The organism is Luteibacter sp. ME-Dv--P-043b, assembly GCF_030209605.1.
Lineage (GTDB): Bacteria > Pseudomonadota > Gammaproteobacteria > Xanthomonadales > Rhodanobacteraceae > Luteibacter.
In genome coordinates, this window is sequence record NZ_JARVRT010000003.1 from 1 (window position 1) to 24144 (window position 24144).

Here is a 24144-nt window from a genome sequence, read left to right on the forward strand (position 1 = left end):
TGACGGGTCGCCGCAGGCGTGGCCCCGAGGGTGGCACCCGCCGGCTCTTGCTCCAGGCCCCAAGCCCAATGCGAAGCCAAAGGCGAGCCCTTCACATCCAGACTCACATCAGCCCCCCTCCAACGACCGAACCAGCGCGACGTAATCGCGCATGGCCTGCTCACGCGGCAACCCGGCCAGGCGCGACCATGCCTCATGCTTTGCCGTCCCCACGAAATCGAAGAAGCCGGGCTTCGGTCCGGAGGCGTCGCCCTGGGTCGCCTGCTTGTAGAGGGCGTAGATGCGCAGCAGCGTATGGTTGTCCGGCCGCGTCCCCAGACGGGTGATGTCCAGGTAAGCCTGCTCGAACTGGCTCTGGAGGTCGTCGGACATGGGATGGGTCCCGGTGGATCGTTTGGCGCCTTTTAACATGGTGTGGCCGATGCGTCCATGCGCCGACGGCCGCGCGCCGACGCGATATCATGACGGTTTGGCGAACGAGGTTTCCCCCATGCCCGCATCGGCTGCCGCTCCGGTCCTCACCATCGACGGTCCCTCCGGCTCCGGCAAGGGCACCATCAGCCGGCGGGTGGCCGAGAAGCTCGGCTGGCACCTGCTTGACTCCGGTGCCCTCTATCGCGCCGTGGGCTACGCGGCGGGGGAGGCGGGTATCGACCTGTCCGACGTGGACGCCGTCACCCGCTGCGCGCAGACGGTCAAGATCCGCTTCAAACCGAGTCCCACGGGCGATGAGACGCACATCCTGGTCAACGGGCACGACGCTACGGATGAGCTGCGCACCGAGACGGCCGGCGCTGCGGCGTCGGCCATTGCGGTGATCCCCAGCGTCCGCCAGGCCTTGCTGGACCTGCAACACGGCTTCCGCAAGGCGCCGGGGCTGGTGGCCGACGGTCGCGATATGGGCACGGTGATTTTCCCGGATGCCGGGCACAAGGTCTTCCTGACGGCCAGCGCCGCCGAACGGGCGAAAAGGCGCTATAAGCAGTTGAAGGATAAGGGCCTGAGCGTTACACTTGCCGTTCTTCAACGTGAGATCGAAGCGCGCGACGAGCGGGACGCGTCGCGGCTGGTCGCGCCGTTGAAGCCCGCCGAGGGCGCCGTGGTCATCGATACCACCGGCATACCGATCGATATGGTGGTGGCAAACGTATTCGCGGTGGTGCGTCCGTAAGGGCGCGTCACGGCACGATTCCCGTGCAGTGTGCACGGGGCAATGGCAACGGCGCGGAGCGGCCTCTCAAGGGTCTTCCAGCGCCCACAACCGGTGGGTCCCCTGTCCGCAGGCGTTCATAGATGTTACGCAGGCGCCGGGTACGACCTTTCATAACCCTGGAATCAAGATGACTGAAAGTTTTGCCGAACTGTTTGAACAGAGCCAGCAGGCCATTTCGAAGCTGAAGCCCGGCTCCATCGTCACGGGTATCGTTGTGGAAATCCGCAACGACGTGGTGGTGATCAACGCCGGCCTGAAGAGCGAAGGCATCGTCCCGATCGAGCAGTTCAAGGACGAGAACGGCGCGCTCGAAGTGGAAGTGGGCGACGAAGTTAAGGTCGCGCTCGATGCGCTCGAAGACGGCTTCGGCGAGACCAAGCTCTCCCGCGAGAAGGCCAAGCGTTCGATGGTGTGGGACGACCTCGAGCAGGCGTTCGACAAGGAAGAGACCATCACCGGCAAGATCTCCGGCAAGGTCAAGGGCGGCTTCACTGTCGACATCAAGGACGTCCGCGCATTCCTGCCCGGTTCCCTGGTCGACGTGCGTCCGGTCCGTGACCCGGTCTACCTCGAGGGCAAGGACCTCGAGTTCAAGATCATCAAGCTCGACCGCAAGCGCAACAACGTCGTCGTCAGCCGCCGCGCGGTCGTCGAGACGGAGTTCTCGGAAGAGCGCGAGAAGCTGCTCGAGCGCCTGACGGAAGGTGCGGTCGTGAAGGGTGTGGTCAAGAACCTCACCGATTACGGCGCATTCGTCGACCTCGGCGGCATCGATGGCCTGCTGCACATCACCGACATGGCGTGGAAGCGCGTGCGTCACCCGTCGGAAGTGGTCAACGTCGGCGACGAGCTGGACGTCCGCGTCCTCAAGTACGACCGCGAGCGCAACCGCGTGTCGCTCGGCCTCAAGCAGCTCGGCGACGACCCGTGGGTCGCCATCGCGCGCCGCTACCCGGTCGGCAGCCGCCTGTTCGGCAAGGTCTCCAACGTCACCGATTACGGCTGCTTCGTCGAGATCGAGCCGGGCGTCGAAGGCCTGGTGCACGTTTCCGAGATGGACTGGACCAACAAGAACGTCAACCCGGCCAAGGTGGTTCAGGTCGGCGACGAGACGGAAGTCATGGTCCTGGACGTCGACGAGGAGCGTCGCCGTATCTCCCTCGGTATCAAGCAGACCCGCTCGAACCCGTGGGAAGCCTTCGCCGCCATGCACAAGAAGGGCGACAAGGTGTCCGGCCAGATCAAGTCGATCACCGATTTCGGTATCTTCATCGGTCTGGAAGGCGGCATCGACGGTCTCGTCCACCTGTCCGACATCTCGTGGCAGGCCTCGGGTGAAGACCTCGTTCGCAACTTCAAGAAGGGCGACGAAGTCGAAGCCGTGGTGCTGGCGGTCGATCCGGAGCGTGAGCGCATCTCCCTCGGCATCAAGCAGATGGAGCAGGATCCGTTCGGCCAGTTCATGGCCACGAATCCGCGCGGCACGATCCTGACCGGTACGGTCCGCGAAGTGGACGCCAAGGGTGCGATCATCGACCTGGGCGAAGGCGTCGAGGGCTACATCCGTGCCAACGACATCGCCAAGGAGCGCGTGGAAGATGCCACGACGCACCTGAAGGTCGGCGATGCCATCGAGGCGAAGTTCACCGGCATGGACCGCAAGGGCCGTCAGCTCCAGCTGTCGATCCGCGCCAAGGACGAAGAGGACGTGGCTGACGCCATGGCCGATTACGCCTCGGCCGCAGGCGGTACGACCAAGCTCGGTGCGCTCCTCAAGGAGCAGATGAACAAGGCCGACTAACCGTCGGGCGAGGGGCGGTTCACCGCCCCTCGCTGTTGTTTGACTGGTGTTTTGCTTCAGCTTTAAAGAAGAACCAGGGGACCCATGACCAAGTCGGAACTGATCGAGGCGCTGGCGCGGCGCCAGACCCACCTTGCCTTCAGCGATGTGGAACTCGCCGTGAAGAGCGTGCTCGAACAGATGAGCCATGCCTTGTCCACGGGTGAGCGCATCGAGATCCGCGGCTTTGGCAGCTTCGCGCTGCACTTCCGTCCGCCGCGCATGGGGCGCAACCCCAAGACCGGCGAAGCGGTGGCCCTACCGGGCAAGCACGTGCCACATTTCAAACCCGGCAAGGAATTACGCGAACGCGTAAACCTGATCGAGGAAACCGACGCCGCGCTCTGACGCGGCGTTTTTTTTGCCCTCATGCGGTGACGCGTGCAACGTTCCCGCCCCTGGTGGGCACCCATGGGTATGGCAACCCTTGGCGGACAACCTGTACGAAAGCCCCATCGCGCTGCACCATCGCGTTCACGATTCGGGTACAGTCCGACCATGCGCCTTCTCGTCATACTTTTCCTCTTGTTGTTCGTTGCCGCCGGGGTCGTCTTCGGTGCGCTGAATGCCGACCTCGTCGCCTTCGATTTCGGCTTCGCCCGGGCATCCCTGCCCAAGGGCGGGACGATGCTCGCTGCCGTCCTGCTTGGCTGGATACTGGGTGGCCTTACTGCCTGGCTGGGCACGTCCTTCGCCCATCGTCGCCTGCGCCGGCGTGAGCGCAAAGAACGCAAGGTAGGCAGCGCAACGACCGCATGAATCCGATCTGGTTGCTGGCGCTCGTCCCCCCGCTGGCCTTCGTCAGCGGCTGGTGGTTCGCCCGCCGTACGCATACCCGCCGTTCCGGTGAGCGGGTCAACGCGCTGTCCTCCGATTACTTCCGTGGCCTGAACTACCTGCTCAACGAGGAGCAGGACAAGGCGCTGGAGGTATTCCTGCGCCTGGCGGAGTACAACCGCGACACCGTGGAAACCCACCTGGCCCTGGGCAACCTGTTCCGCAAGCGCGGTGAGGTGGATCGCGCCATCCGGCTGCACCAGCACCTGGTCTCGCGGCCCGGCCTGTCCGATGAAATGAAGACGGTGGCCTTGCTCGAACTGGGCGAAGACTACATGCGTGCGGGCTTGCTGGACCGTGCCGAAACCCTGTTTTCCGATCTGGTGGCCATGGATGCGCTGGCCCCGTCCGCGCTGCGCCACCTCATCGCCATCTACCAGCACGAGCGCGAATGGCACAAGGCGATCGACCATGCGCGTCGCCTGGAAACGATGACGAGTGAAGACGAGTCGCCGATGATCGCGCAGTTCTACTGCGAACTGGCCGAGCAGTCGCGCCAGCACGGCGCCCGCACCGAAGCGCGCGACTATGTCCGCGAGGCGTTCGCCTGCCAGAGCGACTGCGTGCGCGCGCACATGATCGCAGGGCGGCTTTCCTCCGAAGACGATGACCTGCCGCATGCCATCGCGTCGTACGAGGCCGCCATCGCTGCCGATATCGCCTTCGTTCCGGAGATCCTCCCGCCCTTGCTCAACTGCTATGCGCGATCGCAGCAGATGGATCGCGCCGAGACCTTCCTGCGCGAGATCATGGAGCGCTACCACGGCATCTCGCCGGTGCTGGCGCTGACGCGCCTGTACGAGGGCAGGGACGGTGAACGCACCGCCATCGATTTCCTGACCGGGCAGCTGCGCAAGCGGCCGTCCGTGCGAGGCCTGATGGCGCTCATCGACGCCACGATGGACAAGGTGTCCGGTGAGGCGCGGGAAAACTACCTGATCCTGCGCGACCTGACCCGCAAGCTGCTCGAGGGCCAGGCCATGTACCGCTGCAGCCGTTGCGGCTTCGGTGCCAAGGCCCACCATTGGCAATGCCCGAGCTGCAAGAGCTGGGGCACCGTCCGTCCCATTCACGGCGTCGCCAACGAATGACGCCCGTTGTCGTCAGCCTCCTGCCGACGCTGGTCGCCTGTGGCCTCGCTGCCTTCCTCGTCTCGTTCGCCGCGGTCCGGGCCACCATCGCCTACGCCCGTCGGCGCGGCATGCTGGATGCCCCCGGGCGTCGGCGCTCGCACAGCGTGCCCACGCCACGAGGGGGTGGCATCGGCATCGTGCTGGGCGCGCTGGCCGGGATGCCGGCGGCGCTGCTGCTCCTGCCCGTCTCACCGGGTGCTGCGATCACAGCGGCGTTTTCCGTCGCCGTCATCGCCGTGGCGGGCATCGGCTGGCTCGACGACCACGGTTCGCTGCCGATCCGGCCGCGCCTGGCGATCCAGTTGGCCGCGACGCTCCTGCTGTGTCTCGCCGTCGCGTCCATGACTGCCAGCCTCTGGTGGGCCTTGCCCCTGCTGCTGGCCGGCGTGTGGTGCATCAACCTGCATAACTTCATGGACGGCATCGACGGCCTGGCCGCCCAGCAGGCCATGTTCTTCGGGGGCGCCTGTGCGGCCCTGGCCTGGTCGGCTGGCAGCCCGGCCATTGCCGGCGCCGGCCTGGCCATGGCGGCCGCCGCGCTCGGGTTCTGGTGGTTCAACCGGTCGCCGGCCCGCATTTTCATGGGCGACGTAGGCAGCGCCACGGTCGGCCTGATGGTGTTCGCGCTGTCCGCGGTGCTGTGGGCGTGGCGTACGGAACTCCTCTGGCCCGCGCTGGTCTTTTCCTCAGCCTTCGTCATCGACGCGACCTTGACGTTGCTCGTGCGAATGCTGCGCGGTGCGCGCTGGTACACTCCGCACCGCGAACACCTTTACCAGTGGCTGGTGAGGCGTGGCGCATCGCATCGCAGGGTAGGCCTGGCCTACCTCGCATGGAATGTTCTCGTCTGTGTTCCCGTCGCATGGATCGCGTTCCGCTTCCCGGCGGCGGCGCCCGTGTGTTTCGTGGCGACCTACCTGGCGGGAGCCGCGGTCTGGCGTACTGGCAAGCGTTATGGCTTGCGTCGAAGGGAGCGACATGTTTCTGCGTAAGTTCATCGGCATCATCCACCCCCGCACGGCGGTCGTCGCGCACGACCTGGCCATGGCCGCGTTCGCCTGGTGGATTGCGAAAACCCTCCGTTACGCCGTGATGCCGGACCTGGCACCCATATCCTACCTGCCGATGGAATTTCCCATCGTGCTGCTGGTGCAGGGCGCGGTGTTCAACTGGACCGGTCTCTACAAGGGCGTATGGCGCTTCGCCAGCCTCCCCGACCTGTGGAACATCATTCGCGCCACGTGTTTCGGCACCCTGATCATCGGCCTGGCCATGGTCATGTACTCGCGCCTGGATGGCGTCCCACGGTCGGTCTTCATGATCTACCCCGTGGTGCTGGTGGTGCTGCTTGGTGCGCCGCGCCTCAGCTACCGCTTCTGGAAGGACAGCCGCATCGACCTGTTCCAGTCCACGCCGACCAAGCGTGTGCTGATCGTGGGCGCCGATCGCGCGGGTGAGGCCTTGTCGCGTGACCTGCGCCGCGACAGCCGTTACAGCGTCATCGGCTTCGTCGACGACAACGCGGCCTTGCGCGGGGCCCAGATCGGCGGCATCCCGGTGCTGGGCACCGTGGACCAGCTGGCCGAGCTGTCCAAGGCGGTAGCCGTGCAGATGCTGCTCATCGCCGTGCCGGGCGCCACCACGGCACAGATGCGCCGCATCGTGGCCTTCTGCGAAAGCACCGGCCTGCCGTTCCGCACGGTGCCGCGCCTGGAGGATGTGGTCGCGGGCCGCGCCCAGTTCAACGAAATCAAGGAAGTCGCCATCGAGGACCTGCTCGGCCGCGATGCGGTCGAACTGGACTGGACGGCGATCCGCGAGAACATCAGCGGCGGCCGGGTGCTGGTGACCGGTGGCGGCGGCTCGATCGGCTCGGAGCTTTGCCGGCAGGTGGCTCGCCTGGGTGCGGCGTCGCTCACCGTGGTGGAGATGTCCGAATACAACCTCTACCGCATCGGCCAGGAACTGACCTCGGCCTATCCGGAGCTGATCTTCAACGGCGTGCTGGCCGACGCCCGCGACGCCACGGCGATCAACCGCCTGTTCCAGGAAACGCAGCCGCAGATCGTCTTCCATGCGTCCGCGTACAAGCACGTGCCCATGCTGCAGGGCCAGCTGCGCGAGGCCTTCCGCAACAACGTGCTCGGCACGCGCGTCGTCGCCGACGCCGCGGTGCGCTGCGGTGCGGCGTCGTTCGTGCTGATCTCCACCGACAAGGCGGTCAATCCGACCTCGGTCATGGGCGCGTGCAAGCGCATGGCGGAGATCTGGTGCCAGAACCTTGCGGCGCATACGTCTACACGTTTCATTACGGTTCGCTTCGGTAACGTTCTGGATTCCGCCGGGTCGGTGGTGCCGTTGTTCCGCCGGCAGATCCGCCAGGGCGGTCCGGTGACGATCACCCACCCGGAGATCTCGCGTTACTTCATGACCATTCCCGAGGCCTGCCAGCTGATCCTGCAGGCGGCGAGCCTGGGCAAGGGCGGCGAGATCTTCGCGCTGGACATGGGCGACCCGGTGAAGATCCGCGACCTCGCCGAGCAGATGATCCGCCTGGCCGGCAAGCGTCCCGGCTCGGACATCCAGATCGTCTATACCGGTCTTCGCTCGGGTGAGAAGCTGTTCGAAGAATTGTTCCACCCGTTGGAGAATTATACGAGCACGACCCACGCGAAGATCTTCCAGGCGCAACATCGCCAGGTCTCGTGGGAAATGCTCCAGGTGCAGCTGGCCAGGGCCGAGGAGGCCGTGGCGGCGTTCGATGAAGAAACCCTGCGTCGGTGCGTGTCGCAGCTGCTGCCGTCGTTCCGCTGGAGCGAGCCGCAAAGCGACAACGTGCTGCCGTTACGTCGTAACGAAAGTGGAGACATCGCATGACCCAACCCCTGCGCAAGGTCGTATTTCCCGTGGCTGGCCTCGGTACGCGTTTCCTCCCCGCGACCAAGGTGGTAGCCAAGGAAATGCTGCCGGTGCTCGATCGTCCGCTGATCCAGTACGCCGTGGACGAGGCCGTCGACGCCGGTGCCGACACGCTGGTGTTCGTCACCAACCGCTACAAGCATGCCATTGCCGATTACTTCGACAAGGCCTACGAACTCGAAGAAAAGCTGGCCGAGAAGCACAAGGACGAGCTGCTTTCCATCCTGCGGGGCATCCTGCCTCGGCACGTGCGCTGCGTGTTCGTCACGCAGCCGGAAGCCCTCGGTCTGGGCGACGCCGTGCTGCGCGCCGCGCCGGTGGTGGGCAACGAGCGCTTCGGCGTCATGCTTCCCGACGACCTGATCTGGAACAAGACGGGCCCGGGCGCCTTGCGCCAGATGGCCGAGGTGGCCGACGCCAACGACGCCGGTGTCATCGCCGTGGAAGAAGTGCCCGAGCAGGACACCGACAAGTACGGCATCGTCGACGCGACGGAGGCGGTCACCGACCGCGCCACCGTCATCCGGCATATGGTGGAGAAGCCCAAGCCAGCCGACGCCCCGTCCAACCTCGCCGTGGTGGGCCGCTATGTACTGCCGTGCGAGATCTTCGAATACCTGAAGAAGACGGAGAAGGGCGCCGGCGGCGAGATCCAGCTTACCGATGCCATCGAGGACCTGCTCAAGGCCAAGGGCAAGGTGCTGGCCTACCGCTTCGCCGGCACGCGCTTCGACTGCGGCAACAAGGCCGGCCTGGTCCGCGCCACGATGGCCATGGCGCTGGAAGATCCCAAGCTCGCGCCGATCGTCCGCGAGTTCGCCAACAAGGCCTGAGTTCCAGGCTCGGCCCTACAGAAACCCGCACCGAAAGGTGCGGGTTTTTTTGTGGTTACGTAACGGCGTTACGTGCGTAACATCCTGCGCTCGCGTGTCCCGCGCGATATCCCCACAGGAGTTATGCCATGGCAGAAGCCGAGTTCGTCACCGACCCCACGCTCAATGCGAAGTGGAACACCCGCTTCGCCTTCTTCGAGCGTTTCGGCGGTCCCAGTTCCCCGCGCTACAAGGAAGAGTTGAAGAAGCTTCCGTTCAAGCAGAAGCTCATCGTCAACGCCAACTTCTTCGCGTTCTTCTTCGGCCCGATCTACTTCGTCATCCTCGGCCTGTGGAAGAAGGCCCTCGTCATCCTCGGCATGGAGGTGGTGGTCATGGTGCTGATGACGCTGTTCAACGCACCGGAGGTCGTGTATCGCGGCCTGGGTGCGGGCTTCAGCGTGTTCTACATGCTGGTGGCCAATTACTCGTTCTACCTCAAGCGAGTCAAGGGCCAGGACAGTTGGAACCCGTTCGAAGGCATGCGCCTTTGATGTAGGGCCACGACGCTGCCGATCAGTGCGTCGGCAGCGTCGGCAGGAATCCCGGGCGCCGGAAGGCCCGGGCTTTCTGCTCCACGCCATAGGCGATGGCGATCAGTGTCGGTTCGCTCCACTTCGTACCGAAGAACACCACGCCCACGGGCAGCTCGTGCGCGAACTCGACGGGCAGGGTGATCGACGGGTAGCCGGCGATCGCCGCGGGTGTGGATACACCACCGACGGTCGGGTCGCCGCTCACCACATGATCGCCCAGGACCAGGTCGTTGACGAAGGCCGGTCCCCAGCTGGGCGCCAGCAGGGCGTCGAGGTGGTCTTTCGCCAGCGCGGCGTCGATGCCGTCGGGCCCCGCGAGGCGCCGGTTGTCGTCACGCATCGCGATATACGCCGGATCGGTGATGTCGCCTTTCTGCTGTGCCTGCAGGAACAGTTCCTGGCCGAACCACGGCATCTCGCGCGCCGCCTCGTGTTCGTTGAACGCAATGAGATCGGCCAGATTCTTCATCGGCTGGTCGGGACGCCCGGCAAGGTAGGCGTCGATGCCGTGCTTGAATTCGTAGAGCATCACGTCCAACTCGTGCTCGCTCAGTTCCTTCAGGTGCGGAAGGGCCACGTTGTCGACCACGGTGGCACCCTGTGCCCGGAGCAAGGCGATGGTGTGCTCCAGGGCGCGATCGGCATTGGGTTCGATGCCGGCCAGCTGGCGCACCACGCCGATGCGCTTGCCACGCAGGGCGTTCGGGTCGAGGAACCGCGTGTAGTCGGTGGCGTGCTTGTCCGCGTCCTTCGTGGAGGGATCGCGCGGGTCGCTGCCGGCAATGACGCCCAGCACCGTCGCGGCGTCGGCCACGCTGCGTGTCATCGGGCCGGCCGTATCCTGGCTGCTGGAGATGGGAATGATGCCGGCACGGCTGACCAGCCCGACCGTGGGTTTGATCCCGACCAGTCCGGTCATCGAGGCGGGGCAGATGATGGAACCGTCGGTCTCGCTGCCGATCGCCACCGTGGCCAGGCCGGCGGCGACCGCCGCGCCGGAGCCCGCACTCGAGCCGCAGGCGTTGCGATCCAGCACGTAGGGGTTGAGGGTCAGGCCGCCGCGCCCCGTCCAGCCGCTGGTGGCGTGCGTGGAGCGCATGTTCGCCCACTCGCTGAGGTTGGTCTTGCCGAGGATCACGGCGCCGGCCTGGCGCAGTTTCGCCACCACGGTGGCATCGTGCGGCGCCGGCTTGGTCGCCAGGGCCAGCGAGCCGGCCGTGGTGAGCATGCGGTCGCCGGTGTCGATGTTGTCCTTGAGCAGGATCGCGATGCCCGCCAGCGGGCCCTCACGGCCTGCCTTGCGCGCGATGGGCAGCGCGTCGGGGTTGGTCTCGAGCACCGCATGGATCGAAGGACCCGCCTTGTCGATGCTCTGGATACGCCGGAGGAAGAGGGCGGTGAGGCTTTCGGGCGTCAAGGTCCCGGATGCATACGCCTGGCGGAGGGTGGCGATGGATGCAAAGGCGTCGTCATCGACTGCGTCACGGGCGTGTGCGGCGGCCCCGGTCAGCGCGAGCGCCAGCGCAACGACGAGCGCGGCCGGTTTTCTGGGCAGGTGCGGCATGGTGTTCCCCCTGGCGGACGTCTGCCGATGATGCCCGATCTGGCACCTGTCGCGCATGGCTATACTCGAACCTCGCCACGTCCGGCCGCGCCTGCGGTGGACTTCGCCAACGTTACGCCAGGGAGTGTCCATGCGTCTTCCGAGCCGACTCGCCGTCGCCGTCATCGCACTGTGCGCCCTCACGGCGCACGCCGCGGACACGACCGCGGTGCCCGACACCCTGGTGCAACGCATCGCCGCCTGCACCAGCTGCCATGGCGTGCATGGCGAGGGTGGCGACAACGGTTTCAATCCGCGCCTTGCCGGCAAACCGGCGGGCTACCTGCACCGTCAGATGCAGGACTTCCAGAAAGGCCTGCGGCATTACCCGATCATGGAATACACCGTCGCTCCGTTGAGCGACGCATACCTTCGCGAGATCGCCGATTACTTCTCCGCCCAGCAGGTGCCCTATACGAAGCAGCCGGCACCGGCGATGTCGCCACGCGCCACGGCACGTGGCGAGCAGCTGGTGCTGCGCGGCGATGCGCAGAAAGGCGTGCCCGCCTGCGTCGCCTGTCACGGTGCGCGCCTGGCCGGTGTCCAGCCGGATATCCCGGGGCTGGTCAACCTGCCGTACGACTACATCAGCGCGCAGCTGGGTGCGTGGCGCACCGACACGCGCAATACGACGGCACCGGACTGCATGGCGACGATCGTCAGTCGCCTGAGCGATGCGGACATCAGCGCGGTATCGGCGTGGCTGGCCACCCGGCCCGTGCCCGACGACACCCATGCCGAACCGGCCGGCAGCGTGACGCCGCCGATGCGCTGCGGCGTGCTGGGAGGATGAGTCGATGAACCTGCCGATCCCGCGTCTTGTCCGTTGCCTGGGTCTTGTCTTCCTTGCCCTCGCGGGTGTTTCGTTGCATGCCGAGACCGTCGAGGAGCGTGGCCGTTACCTCACCGTGGCAGGCGATTGTGCGTCGTGCCATACCGCGCGTGGCGGCGTGCCGTTTTCCGGCGGCCGCGCTATCGGTACGCCGTTCGGCGCCATCGTTGCGCCCAACCTCACGCCCGATCGCGAGACCGGCCTGGGCACCTGGGATGCCGACGATTTCTACCGTGCCATGCACGCAGGCAAGGGCCACGACGACAGCTCGCTGTATCCCGTGTTCCCGTTCACCTCGTACACGAAGGTGACGCGCGCGGACACCGATGCCATCTTCGCCTATCTGAAAAGCCTGGCGCCCGTGAAGCGCGCCGTACCCGAGCCGACGTTGCGCTGGCCCTACAGCATGCGCTCGATGATGGCCCCATGGCGTGCCCTGTACTTCGACGAGGGCGAGTTCCAGCCCGATCCGAAACGGTCGCCGGCATGGAACCGCGGTGCCTACCTCGTGCAGGGCCTGGGCCACTGCAACGAGTGCCACGCGAGTCGCAACCGCTTCGGTGCCATGCTCACCGAGCCCTACCTCGCCGGTGGCATCATCCCCACGCAGAACTGGTATGCGCCGGATCTGTCGATGGGCCGCCACGGTGGACTGTCCGGCTGGACGGAAGCGGATGTGGTGGCACTGTTGAAGACCGGTCGTTCCGCGAAAGGCACGGCACTGGGGCCGATGGCCGAGGTGGTGCTGCAGAGCACGCAGCACCTCACCGACGCCGACCTTGCCGCCATGGCGAGCTACCTGGCCGCGCTGCCGGAACGCGAATCCGCCGAGCAAAGCGAATCCGCGGCCGGTGCGGACGACCTCGCGCGTAACGGCAAGACGGTCTATGTGGCGCACTGTGCGCAATGCCATGGCTACGACGGGCGTGGCAAGGGCGATGCCTACCCGGCGCTGGACGGCAATGTCTCGGTCACCGAACCCACGGGCATCAACGCGATCCGCATCGTGCTGAGCGGTGGCTTCGCGCCCGCCACGCGCGACAACCCGCGTCCGTATTCCATGCCGCCCTTCTCGCAAAAGCTCGGCGACGACGATGCGGCGGCAGTCGTGACGTACATCCGGCAGGCTTGGTCGAACAAGGCCTCGGCCGTGTCACCTGGCGACGTGCGCGCCTATCGATCGACGCCGGGCGGCTGATCGCGCACGAAGGCCGCGAGCTGTCGCCAGGGCTCGATGTCCCACGATCGCCGCGCCTGGCCGGACGGGGAGGGCAGCACGAAGACGGCGGTGTGGCCGATATCCACGGATTGCCGTCCGAAACCGACCGGCCTGCCGAGTGCGGAGCGTCCGGCCTGCTTGCTGGTGAAAGCGAGGGCGCGCGGGGCGAATCGCGCCAGCTTTTCGTGCAGCGCGGCGACATCGAACGCGTCGCGGGGCAGCTCGGCGTCGTTGCCGTAATGGAATTTCGACAGGTCGGTCAGGCCGATGCCGAAACCCGGCATCAAGGGGTATTCGGCGGGTGCCAGCAGCCGCGGTGTCAGGCCCACCGTATGTACCGTGCGCCAGAACATGTTCCCCGGGTGGGCGTAATAGGCGCTGTCGCGGGCCGATCGCGTACCCGCCGCAGTGCCGCAGAACACCAGTGCCAGGCCCGTTTCGAGCACGTCGGGGAGGATGAAACCGTGTGGATCGTCGTGACTCATACGGACGTTTTACCTCCCGATTGCTGCATCACAACAAAATGTGGACATCCGGGGCGTTAGGCTCGTCACCCATGAACCCTTCCGACTGGATGCCCGATTTTTCGCATCCGTGGACGCGTTTCGCGTTGATCGTGGTGATCGCGCTGGCCGTCGCGGGTATTCTCCGCCGCTTCGTCGACCTGTTGTTGCGTCGCTTCACCCTGCGGCACCCGCGCGGTGCCAGCATCATCGCGCGCGCCAAGGCGCCGATGGAAGTGATCGTACCGCTGGCGATGCTGCTGCTGACCTTCCGTGCCGCGCCGGAGCAACCCGCGCGCCTGATCGATGGCCTGGAACACCTGATCGCGGTGCTGCTGATCGGGGCCTGCACCTGGTTCCTGGTCCGTTGCATCGGCGCGCTGGAAGCGACGGTATCCCGTTTCAATCCCATCGACCTGGAAGACAATCTCCGCGCACGGCGTGTGCAGACGCAGGTGCGTGTGCTGGCTCGTACCGGCATGGTCGTGGTCATCGTGCTCGGGCTGGGCGTGGCCTTGATGACATTCCCTGCCGTGCGCCAGTTCGGTGCCAGCCTGCTCGCATCCGCCGGCCTGGCGGGCCTCGCGGTGGGTCTTGCGGCCAAGCCGGTGCTGGGCAACCTCATCGCCGGCATCCAGATCGCGCTGACCCAGCCGATCCGTATCGACGACGTGGTGATCGTCGAGGGCGAATGGGGCCGCATCGAGGAAATCACCAGTACCTACGTGGTGGTGGCGATCTGGGACCAGCGCCGGATGATCGTGCCGCTGCAATACTTCATCGAGACACCGTTCCAGAACTGGACGCGCAACAGCTCGCAGATACTCGGCTCGGTGCTGCTGTGGTTCGACTATGGCCTGCCGCTGGAGCCGTTGCGCACGGAGTTGCAGCGCCTCTGCAAGGAAGCCGCCGAGTGGGACGGCCGCGTCATCGTGCTGCAGGTGGTCGAGGCAAACGACAAGGCGATGCAGATCCGCGCCCTGGTCAGCTCGATGGACTCCGGCAAGTCGTTCGACCTGCGCTGCAAGGTGCGCGAAGGCCTGATCGCCTTCGTCCGCCGCGACTTCCCCGCCTACATGCCCCGTTACCGCGTAGGAGCCCACGATGTGGGCGAACCCTCAACGTAACTATCGCGAATGAGGCAGCTCTTTTCGCACCCGTAGGAGCCCACGATGTGGGCGAACCCTCAAGGTAGCTATCGCGAATAAGGCGACTCATTTCGCACGTGTAGGAGCCCACGATGTGGGCGAACCCTCAAGGTAGCTATCGCGAATGAGGCGACTCATTTCGCACAGGCGAGCGTTTTAGACCCTCCTAAGACGGCTTTTAAAGCGCCTTAAAAGCATCTCCGTTCGACACATGGAAACGCCCGCATGGATGGAGTGCATGGCCTCAGTCGCCATAGTCACAGTGAGGGTTCGCCCACATCGTGGGCTCCTACCCGCTTTTTTCGACGTGACAAAAAAAGAGCCCGGCATGTGCCGGGCTCTTTTTAGACCGCAAATATCGCCTGGCCTTAGCCGCGCGACGCCTTCTTGCGATCCTGTTCCGTCAGGTGCTTCTTGCGCATGCGGATTTCCTTCGGCGTGACTTCGACCAGCTCGTCGTCGTCGATGAAGTCCAGGGCCTGTTCCAGCGTGAACTTGGTGGCCGGGGTCAGCTGGATCGCATCGTCCTTGCCGGAGGCGCGCATGTTGGTCAGCGGCTTCGGCTTGATCGCGTTGACGGTGAGGTCGTTGTCCTTCGCGTGAATGCCGATCAGCTGGCCTTCGTACACCGAGTCGCCTTCGGCGGCGAACAGCTTGCCGCGCTCCTGGAGGGGCCCGAGCGAGTAGGCCGGGGTGTTGCCGCCGGCGTTGGCGATCATCACGCCGTTCTGGCGCTTGGCGATCGGAGCCGGGGTGTACGGGCCGTATTCCTTGAACACGTGGAACAGCAGGCCGGAACCCTGGGTGAGGGTCTTGAACTGGTTCTGGAAGCCGATCAGGCCACGGGCCGGGATCTCGTATTCGAGACGCACGCGACCGTTGCCGTCCGAGACCATGTTCTTCAGCTCACCCTTGCGGATGCCGAGGCGCTCCATCACGCCGCCCTGGTGGATCTCTTCGATGTCGATCACCAGTTCCTCGATCGGCTCCATCTTCTGGCCGTCGATTTCCTTGAGGATGACTTCCGGGCGCGACACGGCCAGCTCGTAGCCTTCGCGACGCATATTTTCGATCAGCACCGACAGGTGCAGTTCGCCACGGCCCGAGACCAGGAACTTGTCGGCGTCGGAGCCGTCCTCGACGCGGAGGGCGACGTTGTGCACCTTCTCGCGGTCCAGACGCTCGCGCAGCTGGCGGCTGGTCAGGAACTTGCCACCCGAGAGATCCTTGTTGCCGACGAACGGCGAGTTGTTGACCTGGAAGGTCATGCTGATCATCGGCTCGTCGACGCTCAGCGCCGGCAGCGCTTCCGGCGTATCCGGCGCGGTCAGCGTGTCGGAGATGGTCAGGTCGGGGATGCCCGAGATGGCGACGATATCGCCGGCTTCGGCACTGTCCTGCTCGATGCGCTCGAGGCCCAGGAAGCCGAGCACCTGGACGATCTTGCCCTGGCGCTTCTTTCCTTCGCGGTCGATCACGGCGACCTGCATACCCTTCTTCAGGGTACCGCGCTGCACACGGCCGATGCCGATCACGCCGACGAAGTTGTTGTAGTCCAGCTGGCTGATGCGCATCTGGAACGGGCCTTCCGGATCGACGTCCGGCTTCGGTGCGTGCTGCATGATCGCTTCGTACAGCGGGGTCATGTCGCCTTCGCGGGCATTCTCGTCGAGCGAGGCGTAGCCGTTCAGCGCGGACGCGTAGACGATCGGGAAATCCATCTGCTCGTCGGTGGCGCCGAGCTTGGCGAACAGATCCCACACCTGCTCGACCACCCATTCCGTACGCGCGGCGGGACGGTCGACCTTGTTGACGACGACGATCGGCTTGAAGCCCATCGCAAACGCCTTCTGGGTGACGAAGCGCGTCTGCGGCATCGGGCCGTCCATCGCGTCGACCAGGATCAGCACGGTGTCGACCATCGACAGCACACGCTCGACTTCGCCGCCGAAGTCGGCATGTCCCGGGGTGTCGACGATGTTGATGCGGTTCTTGACGCCGGTCTTCTTGTCTTCCCAGGTGATGGCCGTGTTCTTGGCCAGGATCGTGATGCCACGCTCCTTTTCCTGGTCGTTCGAATCCATGACGCGCTCGGCGAGCACGGTACGCTCGTTGAGCGTGCCCGACTGCTTCAGAAGCTGGTCGACGAGGGTGGTCTTGCCATGGTCGACGTGAGCGACGATAGCGATGTTGCGCAGGAATTCGATCGACATGCGTTATGCGCCGGCGTACAGCCGGATCGCCTCTTTAGGTTGGGAAGCCGCCGATTATAAAGGAATTTGACGACTTTCGCATGACTGGCGGGGCGCCGTTCAGGCGACCCCGCCCCCCGACCTCGGTTCAGAGCCCCGGAAGCTGGCCCTGGCAGGTCGCCGGCAGATATTTCGCGTCGATGCCGTCGCCAGCGCAGGTCCAGTTCACCCGGCCCGCCTCGATCTCGGGCATGAGCACCAGGCGACCGCCGATCAGCTTGGCGTCGGCCTTATGCGGCGCCTCGCCGTCCAGGGTGATGGCGATCTCGCCGCCCTGGCCGACCTCGACCGAACCGGCGTAGTCGTTGCCCAGCGAGTCGGCAGGCCCCAGTCCGGCCGCCTTGTTGCTCGACGGGAACTTGCCGCTGGCGAGCCGTCGTTCGGCGACCGCCTTCTTCGCAGGCTCCGCCGCCGTCAGCGCGGCCGTCACCTGGCTCCGCAGCATGTACTGCTGGTACTGCGGTACGGCGATGGCGGCAATGATGGCCATGCCGGCCACCGCGCCACCGGCGCCACTGTGGCCGATGAATTCCGTCGGAGCCTGTTCGTAAGTGAGCGACAGCCCCAGCGTGTCCTGGTCGGTCTCCAGCGCGGCGCCGAGCACGCCGTCGGAGGGCAGCCCCAGCGTATGGGCGGCGGGCAGGGCGGAGACGTCGATATCGCTGCCCGCGATGCCACCCATGAACTGCAGGAACTGGATGTAGGCGTAGTACGCGTCGCGCTGGGCGCCGTGGCTGGTGACAGTGAAGCCGAGCAAGGTGCGTACGCCCGGATAGCTGCGATCCTTGAACCAGTCCGCGATGGACGTATCGGGCTTACCGGCGGCGCGATCGGCCAGTGCCTGGGGCACCTTGGCCAGCACGATCCAGTCGCCTTCCTCCACCCAGTACAGGCGTGTTCCCACCCGCTGGGCCAGCGCCAGGAAGGGTTTGATCTGCTCGCTGGAGGGATTGGCGTCGTCGGCCAGGTACGGCGCGCCGGGCATGAACAGCCAGTGGACATGGGCATCGTCGATGGTGGTCTCGCCGCTGCGCCAGCGGCCGGCCTTGGTCATCTCGTCGATGCGGGCGTACCAGGCCTTGCGGTCGCGCGTACGGATGGCGAAGAACTCGCCTGCATCGTCCGCGAAGGCGACCGACTCCGGGCCCAGCCACTTCGTATAGTCGGCCACGTCGAAGCCGTAGGTCTGGCGCATCTTTGCCAGGGCGCCACGCACCTTGCCGGCGTTCTCGGGGCCGAAGTCCAGGTTGAGGTTGTCCTCGAACGCCTTGTAGCCCTCGGCGCTGGGCAAGGCGACACTCATGGCCCAGCGCGGCTTGCCGACCGTCTTGAAATCCGGGGCGAACGAGCGCGGGGCGATGTACTGCAGCAGGCGTGCCTGCGGTGCGTGCACGATCATGCGGAACTGGCCGCGGCCGTCCACCGTGCCTCCGCCGAACGCCACCGCATCGGCCTTGCTGGCGAAATCCGCCGGCAGCTTGCCCAGGGGATTGTCACCGGCCTGCGCGGCGGCGACACCGCCCACGCCACGCACGGATGCCCAGCCGAACAGGCCCTGGCCGGAGGTATCGATGCGGGCTTCCAGTGCGGAAAGGGTGGCCGGGGCGGTTGCCGCCGTGGACTTGCCGAACGTGGCGACCAGTTCGTCGAGGGTGGCGCCGTCGCTGGGCTGCTGCATCGACTGCGTTATCCAGACGCGGTGCTCGGCGGCGACATAGCGGATGGCGCCGCCGGAGACCAGCTTGCCGTTGCCCCGGGCATCCAGCGGTGCGGCGAGTACCGGCGTGGTGAACAGGGTCGCGACCTGCTTGTTGAAGGCATCCACTGAATCGAACGAGAGCGCCGCCGTGGCGACCACGCGCGAGGTGGGGGCAGGGATGCCGAGCGGGTCGATCAACGCCACCTCGACCGGCGAGCGCAGGTCGCCCACCAGCAGGCTCAAGGCCGGTCCGATCCGTGCATCGGCCAGCGTGGCGTCCTTGGCGATGGCCTCGCGCACCTTTGCAATGGCGTCGATGTTCGCCTTGGTCGAGAGCGCGGCGTCCAGCGGTCGTCCCGTGGGGGCGCCGCCGACAAGGGCCCAGGGCGAGGGGAACCGCATGTAGGCGACGGTCTGCGCAGGCAGGTGCTGGCGAAGCCAGGCGGGCGAGGAAATCGCGGCCTGAGCGGCGGCGACGGCCTTCGGGTCGGCGGCGGGTGCTTCGTCTTTCTTGTGGCAGGCGGCCAGCCCGAGAGCCGCGACGATGGCGGCGGACAGCACGACGGTACGGCGGGCAATCATTGCTCTTTATCCCCTTGGGTTCGTCCGGCTCCTGCCGGGAACCGGAGGATAGCAGCCAGCGGGCTGGCTTCGGCAGGCTCATCGACCGACGTGCCGACGGGTTTTACGCCGACAGATTCGGCGACCCGCGCGTCGTCCAATACCCGGATGAAAATTATCATCACGTCGGTCCCGCTGCTTGGCCACCTCAACGCCGTCCTCGCCGTCGGCCGCATGCTCGTGGATGCCGGCCACGAGGTCGTCGGCCTGTCGGCCACCCACTTCCGCCATCGCATCGAAGCCATCGGTGCCCGGTTTCATCCCTTTCCGGGCGAGGCCGACGTGGACGCCAGTGACATGCTCACGGCCTATCCGGAATTCGCGGAGCTCGAACCCGGTCCCGCCATGACGCTCTTCTATTTCAAACGGGTCTTCGCCGATCCCCTCGGCGCCCAGCACCGGGGCTTGCGCGAGGTCATGGCGCATTTCGCCGCCGATCTCATCGTCGCCGACAACCTCTTTTTCGGTGTCCTTCCCTTCCTGCTCGGCGAGCGCTCGGCACGGCCGGCCATCCTGCTGTGCGGCACCACCTTCCTGCTGTGGCACCGACCGGACCGCGGTCCTTGCAACATGGGGCTGCCGCCCGCCCGCGATGCCGCCGAGGAAGCCGCCTATGCCACCGTCGCCGACGAGGTGGAACGCCGGTTCGCCCATCCGTTTGCTGCGCACATCGACCGTTGCCTGGCGTCAGCCGGCGCACCGCCGTTGTCGATGGACATCCTCGACGCGGTGACCTGCCTGCCCGATGCCCATATCCAGCTCACCGTGCCCGACTTCGAATACCCACGTCCCGACATGCCGACAACCGTCCGCTTCGTCGGCGCTCTACCCATCACGCCGAATCAGGCGCCGCTGCCGTCCTGGGCCGGCGATCTGGACGGATCGCGCAAGGTCGTCCTGGTCACGCAGGGCACGCTGTCCAACCATGACTTCAGCCAGTTGGTCGAGCCCACGCTGGCTGCCCTGGCGGACAGGCCGGATGTGCTCGTGGTCGTGACCACCGGCGGCCGACCGGTGGCATCGCTCGACGGTAATCTTCCGTCCAACGCGCGGGTCGCCCTTTATCTTCCCTTCGAATGGCTACTGCCGAAGGTGGACGTGTTGGTCACCAATGGCGGTTACAACACGGTCAACCAGGCGCTTGCCCACGGTATTCCCATCGTGGCCGCAGGCCTCACCGAGGACAAGGCGGACGTCAGTGCACGCGTGGCGTGGGCCGGTGCGGGCATCGACCTGCAAACGAACACCGCCCGTGTCGAAGACGTGCGCGTCGCGGTGGAACGACTGCTCACCGATCCCACCTTCAAGGCCGGGGCCATGGCGCTGGCGGATGCGCACCGCCGCCTGGATACGCGGGCCGAGGTGCTGCGGGTGGTCGGCGCTATCGTGCGTGCTTGAGCCTGCGCGCGCGCATGCGGCGATAGACAACCCAGAAGATCCATGCATCCGCCAGAACCACGAGCGTCCCCGCCACGGCACGCAGCGGAGCGCTCCATGCCTGCTCGCTGATCACGGCGACGGCGCACAAAACGCCTAGCAACGACAGCAAGCCACTCACGACGAACGTGGCTGGACCCACCTTGCCCTGGTAGATGGCGCCGTAAAGCTGGCCTTCGGCATGGGCGACGCCGAGGGGATCGTTCGTATCCGGAAACCCCTGGGGTGGCAGCAGGGCTGCTTCGCTCGCCTGGGTCCGCGACGTGTCGGGCAGGGGCTGGCTGCTACGTGCATCGATGGTCTGCGCCAGGGCGCCGTTAGGGTCCTGGAGGACAATGCGCTTGCCGCCGAGTCTCAGTTCGCGTTCCATCCGTCGCTCCGTGGGAATCGATGCATGGCCGATGCTAGTGGCGGGGAGCGGGTGTTTTGTTAGGACGCCGTTAGAGGTGTGATCTTGGCCTCCGGCGGCGGACCATTGGCTGTCCTGGGGTGTGCCGTCGCGGCTTGTTCGGGCATGCCGGGTTGGATCGGCAAGGTAGTAGTGTTGCTATCCAGCGGTAAGGTGGCGCATCGTCCTCCGTTCCTGACTCGGCCGAAAGGAAACGTCGATGTCCTCCACCGACACCTTCGGCGATGTCCGCGTCACCACGCATCGCGACCGCGACGACCTGCTCAGCGCCGGGCTGGGCCTCAGTGGTCTGACCGGCACACCGTCGGCCTTCGCCCGGCCCGGGGCGCCCACGCCGACGGAACTGCGTCGCCGCGCGATCCACAGCAGTTGGAAAGGTATCGCCGATCTCGGTCCGCTCGGTGGTTTTGGCACGCTCTACGGCCGCATGCCACCGGTGCCGGGCCGCGAGTACACCGCGTTCGCCACGCTGCCGGGTGCCCGCGCGCCGCACCGGGTGCTGGTGCAGGTGCCCGATGCGTTCGACCACGGGCAGCGTTGCCTCGTAGTCACGGCATCGCCGGGTTCGCGGGCTATCTACGGCTCTATCGCCCTGGCGGGCGGCTGGGGCCTGCCCCGTGGCTGTGCCGTGGTCTACACCGACAAGGGGGCCGGGTCGGGCTACTTCGATACAGCGGATCGCACCGGCGTGGCACTCGACGGTACCCGCGCGAAGGCGGGTGACATACCTTTGGAATTCGAGCCGCCGGATGCACCCACCGATGCGGGTATCGCGGTGAAGCACGCGCATTCGGGCGACAACCCCGAGGCGGACTGGGGCCGGCATGTATTACAGGCTGCGCGATTCGGCCTGGCCATGCTCGATCAGGCGTTTCCCGATGAAGCCCCGTTCACCGCAGGCAACACGCGCATCCTCGCCGCGGGCATTTCCAATGGTGGCGGCGCCGTGCTGCGTGCCGCGGGCGACGATGACGAGGGCATCCTCGCGGCGGTGGTGGCGCTGGAACCGAACATCCATGTCGAGGGGCGCGGCCGCGCGTTCTACGACTACGCCACGGAAGCCGCGCTGTGGCTTCCCGCGGCGCTGGGCTCGCGGTTCTTCGACGGCGTACCGTTCGCCAGGGTAGGGCTTGCCTCGCCACCGGGCTGGGCCCTGCGTGCCGCCATGTTGCGAGCGCATGGCCTTCTGCACGCGACGATGCCCGGCGCCCAGGCCGACGAGGCCCTGGACCGGCTACGCACGGCGGGCTGGCAGGACGACGCGATGAAGGTCGGCGCGGCGTCCACGTCGCTGGACCTCTGGCGCGCCGTCGCCGCCGCGTATGCGTCGGCCTATACAAGGCGTGCGGCCGGTCACATGCCCTGCGGGTTCGTTTACCGCGCCGACATCGGCGCTCCCTTCGACGCGGCGGTCAGGGCGTCCTGGTGGGCCGACGGGTCCGGCGTGCCGCCCGGCGCAGGCGTGACCCTGGCCGGTGGTACGGACGTGTCGCTGGACCCCACGTTGCCGGGCACGCGGTGCCTGAGGGATCTCTGGGGCGGGCAGGGCCAGGATGCGCTCGATCTGCGTGCCGGCGTGGCATCCACCGTGGCGAGGCTCCCGCGTGCGAGCCTTCCCGTGCTGGTGATCCACGGCGCGCAGGACGGCCTGATCCCCGTCGCCTTCAGCTCCGAACCGTACGTGGCCTGGCTGCGCGCGTCGGGCCGGTCGCCCGTTTTCTGGAAAGTGCCGTATGCCCAGCACTTCGATGCATTCCTGTCGTTCCCGGACTTTGGTGACCGCCACGTACCCCTGCTTCCGTTCGGCTACGCCGCACTCGATCGCGCATGGGTCCATATCGCCGAGGGCAGGATACTGCCGGAGGATGCCGTGGTTCGCGACACCCGGCCGCGTGGGCCGGGTGCGCTGACGGCGGCATCGCTGGGATGGCCGTCACGCTGATCTTTTATGGATGCGGGATCGTCGGGTCCTGATCGGCCTCGTTGTAACCGAATTTCACCTTGTCGTTCCGGTTGCTCGGCATGGTCATGCTGACCACCGGCACCCATCGACCCGATTGCCTCTTGAAGTCGCCCTGGTCCTTTCTGGCGTTGGCCGGTCCACCGGGGACCCCGGTCTGGTAGAAAAACGCCTCGATCGGAAAGGTGCTGGCAAGGCCTTGTCTCCATGTCGCGATCAGCAGTTCGTTCGTGTATGACCGGTCCGGTGTGATGGGGTCGAGCGGCTCGTTCATCAGACGCATGGCGGCGCCCATCTGCATGAACCGCCGCGCCGTGTCACCGCTGCCCGAGCTGACATTGAAGCTGCAGATAGTGGTGTAGGTATTGCCGATGCGGTAGTTGCTCACCCATTGGGCGCCCGTCGTGATGCCCTGATCCTCGCAGCGTCTGCTCCGTGGCGCTGCTGCGCCGTACATGCCGCAACCCAGGCTGTCCCGATTATCGGTGCCGCCGTCCAGCGGGAAGGCACAGAGGACTTGCAGTTTTTCGTAATTGAAGTCGTCCGCATAGAACACCGGCAGGATGATGAAGCCATTGGCGTAACGCGGCGTGTAGATCGTACGGAAGGTCGCGTCCGTACGCAGCCATGCGAACGACACGCTGCCCTTCTTGCTATTGGGGTTGGGATCCCACGAGAAATAGTTTCCGGGCACCGTGGCGCGTAAAAGGACGCCGGTGCAGAGGAAAGACGGGCGCGACGGTGACGATCCCACGGGCTGACCGCAATCGATATCTTGTGAGTCGTAACGAGCCTGCAGGTGCCGGACTACCGTCGGACCGCTGGGCTCGCGCTCGGCGTATGGGGTTGCCGGATCGGTGTGCGAGAGAAGGGCTGCGTGGTCACTCGCCAGCGTCTGGCTTGTCGGCAGGGCCGAGCAGGCACCCAGGCCAACGGTGAAGATCAGGGCGAGCGCGACCGCCCGTAAGTTCTTTTCGACATCCATGTCGTTGCTCTCACTTAGTTTTTTTCAACTTACGACAGCTCAGTCGTGATGCAAATACGCCTTCCGTTGTAGGCAAGGCTCGGGCCCCGCCGGGCATCCGTTACGCTTTTGCCCCGTCGTCACGCT

Annotated in this window: 21 protein-coding genes; 14 read left to right on the forward strand and 7 right to left on the reverse strand. The window is 66.0% G+C overall.

Features of this window, described 5'->3' with window-relative positions:
* Window positions 1-108: 108 nt before the first annotated feature.
* A complete protein-coding gene (locus tag QRN34_RS01450; protein WP_036140784.1) occupies window positions 109-372 on the reverse strand; it encodes an acyl-CoA-binding protein in 264 nt (87 codons plus the stop codon).
* 118 nt (window positions 373-490) lie between these two features.
* On the opposite strand from QRN34_RS01450, the gene cmk reads away from it, so the two are divergent.
* From cmk to QRN34_RS01495, 9 genes are all read left to right on the forward strand, one after another.
* A complete protein-coding gene (gene cmk, locus QRN34_RS01455) occupies window positions 491-1171 on the forward strand; it encodes a (d)CMP kinase (RefSeq protein ID WP_285401362.1) in 681 nt (226 codons plus the stop codon).
* 169 nt (window positions 1172-1340) lie between these two features.
* Complete coding sequence (gene rpsA / locus QRN34_RS01460) at window positions 1341-3014, forward strand: 30S ribosomal protein S1 (RefSeq protein WP_285401364.1); 1674 nt, start codon at window positions 1341-1343, stop codon at window positions 3012-3014.
* 84 nt (window positions 3015-3098) lie between these two features.
* Window positions 3099-3401, forward strand: coding sequence for an integration host factor subunit beta (locus tag QRN34_RS01465; RefSeq protein WP_036140786.1), 303 nt, complete (start codon window positions 3099-3101; stop codon window positions 3399-3401).
* A gap of 150 nt (window positions 3402-3551) precedes the next feature.
* Window positions 3552-3812, forward strand: coding sequence for a lipopolysaccharide assembly protein LapA domain-containing protein (locus tag QRN34_RS01470; protein ID WP_285401367.1), 261 nt, complete (start codon window positions 3552-3554; stop codon window positions 3810-3812).
* Window positions 3809-4981 (forward strand): lipopolysaccharide assembly protein LapB, encoded by a 1173-nt coding sequence (gene lapB / locus QRN34_RS01475; protein ID WP_285401369.1) that lies wholly within the window; start codon window positions 3809-3811, stop codon window positions 4979-4981. Before QRN34_RS01470 ends, lapB begins: the two co-directional genes overlap by 4 nt.
* Window positions 4978-6015, forward strand: a complete 1038-nt coding sequence (locus QRN34_RS01480; protein WP_285401371.1) for a glycosyltransferase family 4 protein — start codon at window positions 4978-4980, stop codon at window positions 6013-6015. The genes lapB and QRN34_RS01480 overlap by 4 nt, the downstream gene beginning before the upstream one ends.
* Window positions 6002-7900, forward strand: a complete 1899-nt coding sequence (locus QRN34_RS01485) for a nucleoside-diphosphate sugar epimerase/dehydratase (protein ID WP_285401373.1) — start codon at window positions 6002-6004, stop codon at window positions 7898-7900. Before QRN34_RS01480 ends, QRN34_RS01485 begins: the two co-directional genes overlap by 14 nt.
* Window positions 7897-8775 (forward strand): UTP--glucose-1-phosphate uridylyltransferase GalU, encoded by an 879-nt coding sequence (gene galU / locus QRN34_RS01490; protein WP_285401375.1) that lies wholly within the window; start codon window positions 7897-7899, stop codon window positions 8773-8775. Before QRN34_RS01485 ends, galU begins: the two co-directional genes overlap by 4 nt.
* A gap of 128 nt (window positions 8776-8903) precedes the next feature.
* Window positions 8904-9308, forward strand: a complete 405-nt coding sequence (locus QRN34_RS01495) for a DUF2628 domain-containing protein (RefSeq protein ID WP_285401377.1) — start codon at window positions 8904-8906, stop codon at window positions 9306-9308.
* A 22-nt stretch (window positions 9309-9330) separates the two neighbouring features.
* Here the strand turns inward: QRN34_RS01495 and QRN34_RS01500 are convergent, their stop codons facing one another.
* Window positions 9331-10914 (reverse strand): amidase, encoded by a 1584-nt coding sequence (locus tag QRN34_RS01500; RefSeq protein WP_285401379.1) that lies wholly within the window; start codon window positions 10912-10914, stop codon window positions 9331-9333.
* Window positions 10915-11044: 130 nt separating this feature from the next.
* Between QRN34_RS01500 and QRN34_RS01505 the strand changes: the two genes are divergently transcribed.
* Both QRN34_RS01505 and QRN34_RS01510 read left to right on the forward strand, forming a co-directional pair.
* On the forward strand, window positions 11045-11746 hold the full coding sequence (locus tag QRN34_RS01505) for a c-type cytochrome (RefSeq protein WP_285401381.1): 702 nt from the start codon (window positions 11045-11047) through the stop codon (window positions 11744-11746).
* A gap of 4 nt (window positions 11747-11750) precedes the next feature.
* Window positions 11751-12983, forward strand: coding sequence for a cytochrome c (locus QRN34_RS01510; protein WP_285401383.1), 1233 nt, complete (start codon window positions 11751-11753; stop codon window positions 12981-12983).
* Here QRN34_RS01510 and QRN34_RS01515 read toward each other — a convergent pair.
* Window positions 12959-13489, reverse strand: a complete 531-nt coding sequence (locus tag QRN34_RS01515; protein ID WP_285401386.1) for a mismatch-specific DNA-glycosylase — start codon at window positions 13487-13489, stop codon at window positions 12959-12961. The two genes, QRN34_RS01510 and QRN34_RS01515, sit on opposite strands and share 25 nt — an antisense overlap.
* Window positions 13490-13560: 71 nt before the next feature.
* Between QRN34_RS01515 and QRN34_RS01520 the strand changes: the two genes are divergently transcribed.
* Window positions 13561-14634: a mechanosensitive ion channel domain-containing protein gene (locus QRN34_RS01520; protein WP_285401388.1), complete on the forward strand. Its 1074-nt coding sequence runs from the start codon at window positions 13561-13563 to the stop codon at window positions 14632-14634.
* A 389-nt stretch (window positions 14635-15023) separates the two neighbouring features.
* Here the strand turns inward: QRN34_RS01520 and typA are convergent, their stop codons facing one another.
* A complete protein-coding gene (typA, locus tag QRN34_RS01525; protein ID WP_036140795.1) occupies window positions 15024-16868 on the reverse strand; it encodes a translational GTPase TypA in 1845 nt (614 codons plus the stop codon).
* 127 nt (window positions 16869-16995) lie between these two features.
* Entirely contained in the window at window positions 16996-19188 is a 2193-nt protein-coding gene (locus tag QRN34_RS01530) for a pilin (RefSeq protein WP_285401391.1), read from the reverse strand.
* Window positions 19189-19335: 147 nt separating this feature from the next.
* Between QRN34_RS01530 and QRN34_RS01535 the strand changes: the two genes are divergently transcribed.
* Window positions 19336-20625, forward strand: coding sequence for a glycosyltransferase (locus QRN34_RS01535; protein ID WP_285401393.1), 1290 nt, complete (start codon window positions 19336-19338; stop codon window positions 20623-20625).
* Here the strand turns inward: QRN34_RS01535 and QRN34_RS01540 are convergent.
* Window positions 20609-21034 (reverse strand): hypothetical protein, encoded by a 426-nt coding sequence (locus QRN34_RS01540; protein ID WP_285401394.1) that lies wholly within the window; start codon window positions 21032-21034, stop codon window positions 20609-20611. The genes QRN34_RS01535 and QRN34_RS01540 overlap by 17 nt on opposite strands.
* Before the next feature lie 238 nt (window positions 21035-21272).
* Between QRN34_RS01540 and QRN34_RS01545 the strand changes: the two genes are divergently transcribed.
* The gene (locus QRN34_RS01545) at window positions 21273-23015 is read left to right on the forward strand and encodes a 3-hydroxybutyrate oligomer hydrolase family protein (protein ID WP_285401395.1); all 1743 of its coding nucleotides are present in this window, start codon (window positions 21273-21275) and stop codon (window positions 23013-23015) included.
* Window positions 23016-23019: 4 nt separating this feature from the next.
* On the opposite strand, the gene QRN34_RS01550 is transcribed toward QRN34_RS01545, so the two are convergent.
* A complete protein-coding gene (locus QRN34_RS01550) occupies window positions 23020-24018 on the reverse strand; it encodes a hypothetical protein (RefSeq protein WP_285401397.1) in 999 nt (332 codons plus the stop codon).
* Window positions 24019-24144: the final 126 nt, after the last annotated feature.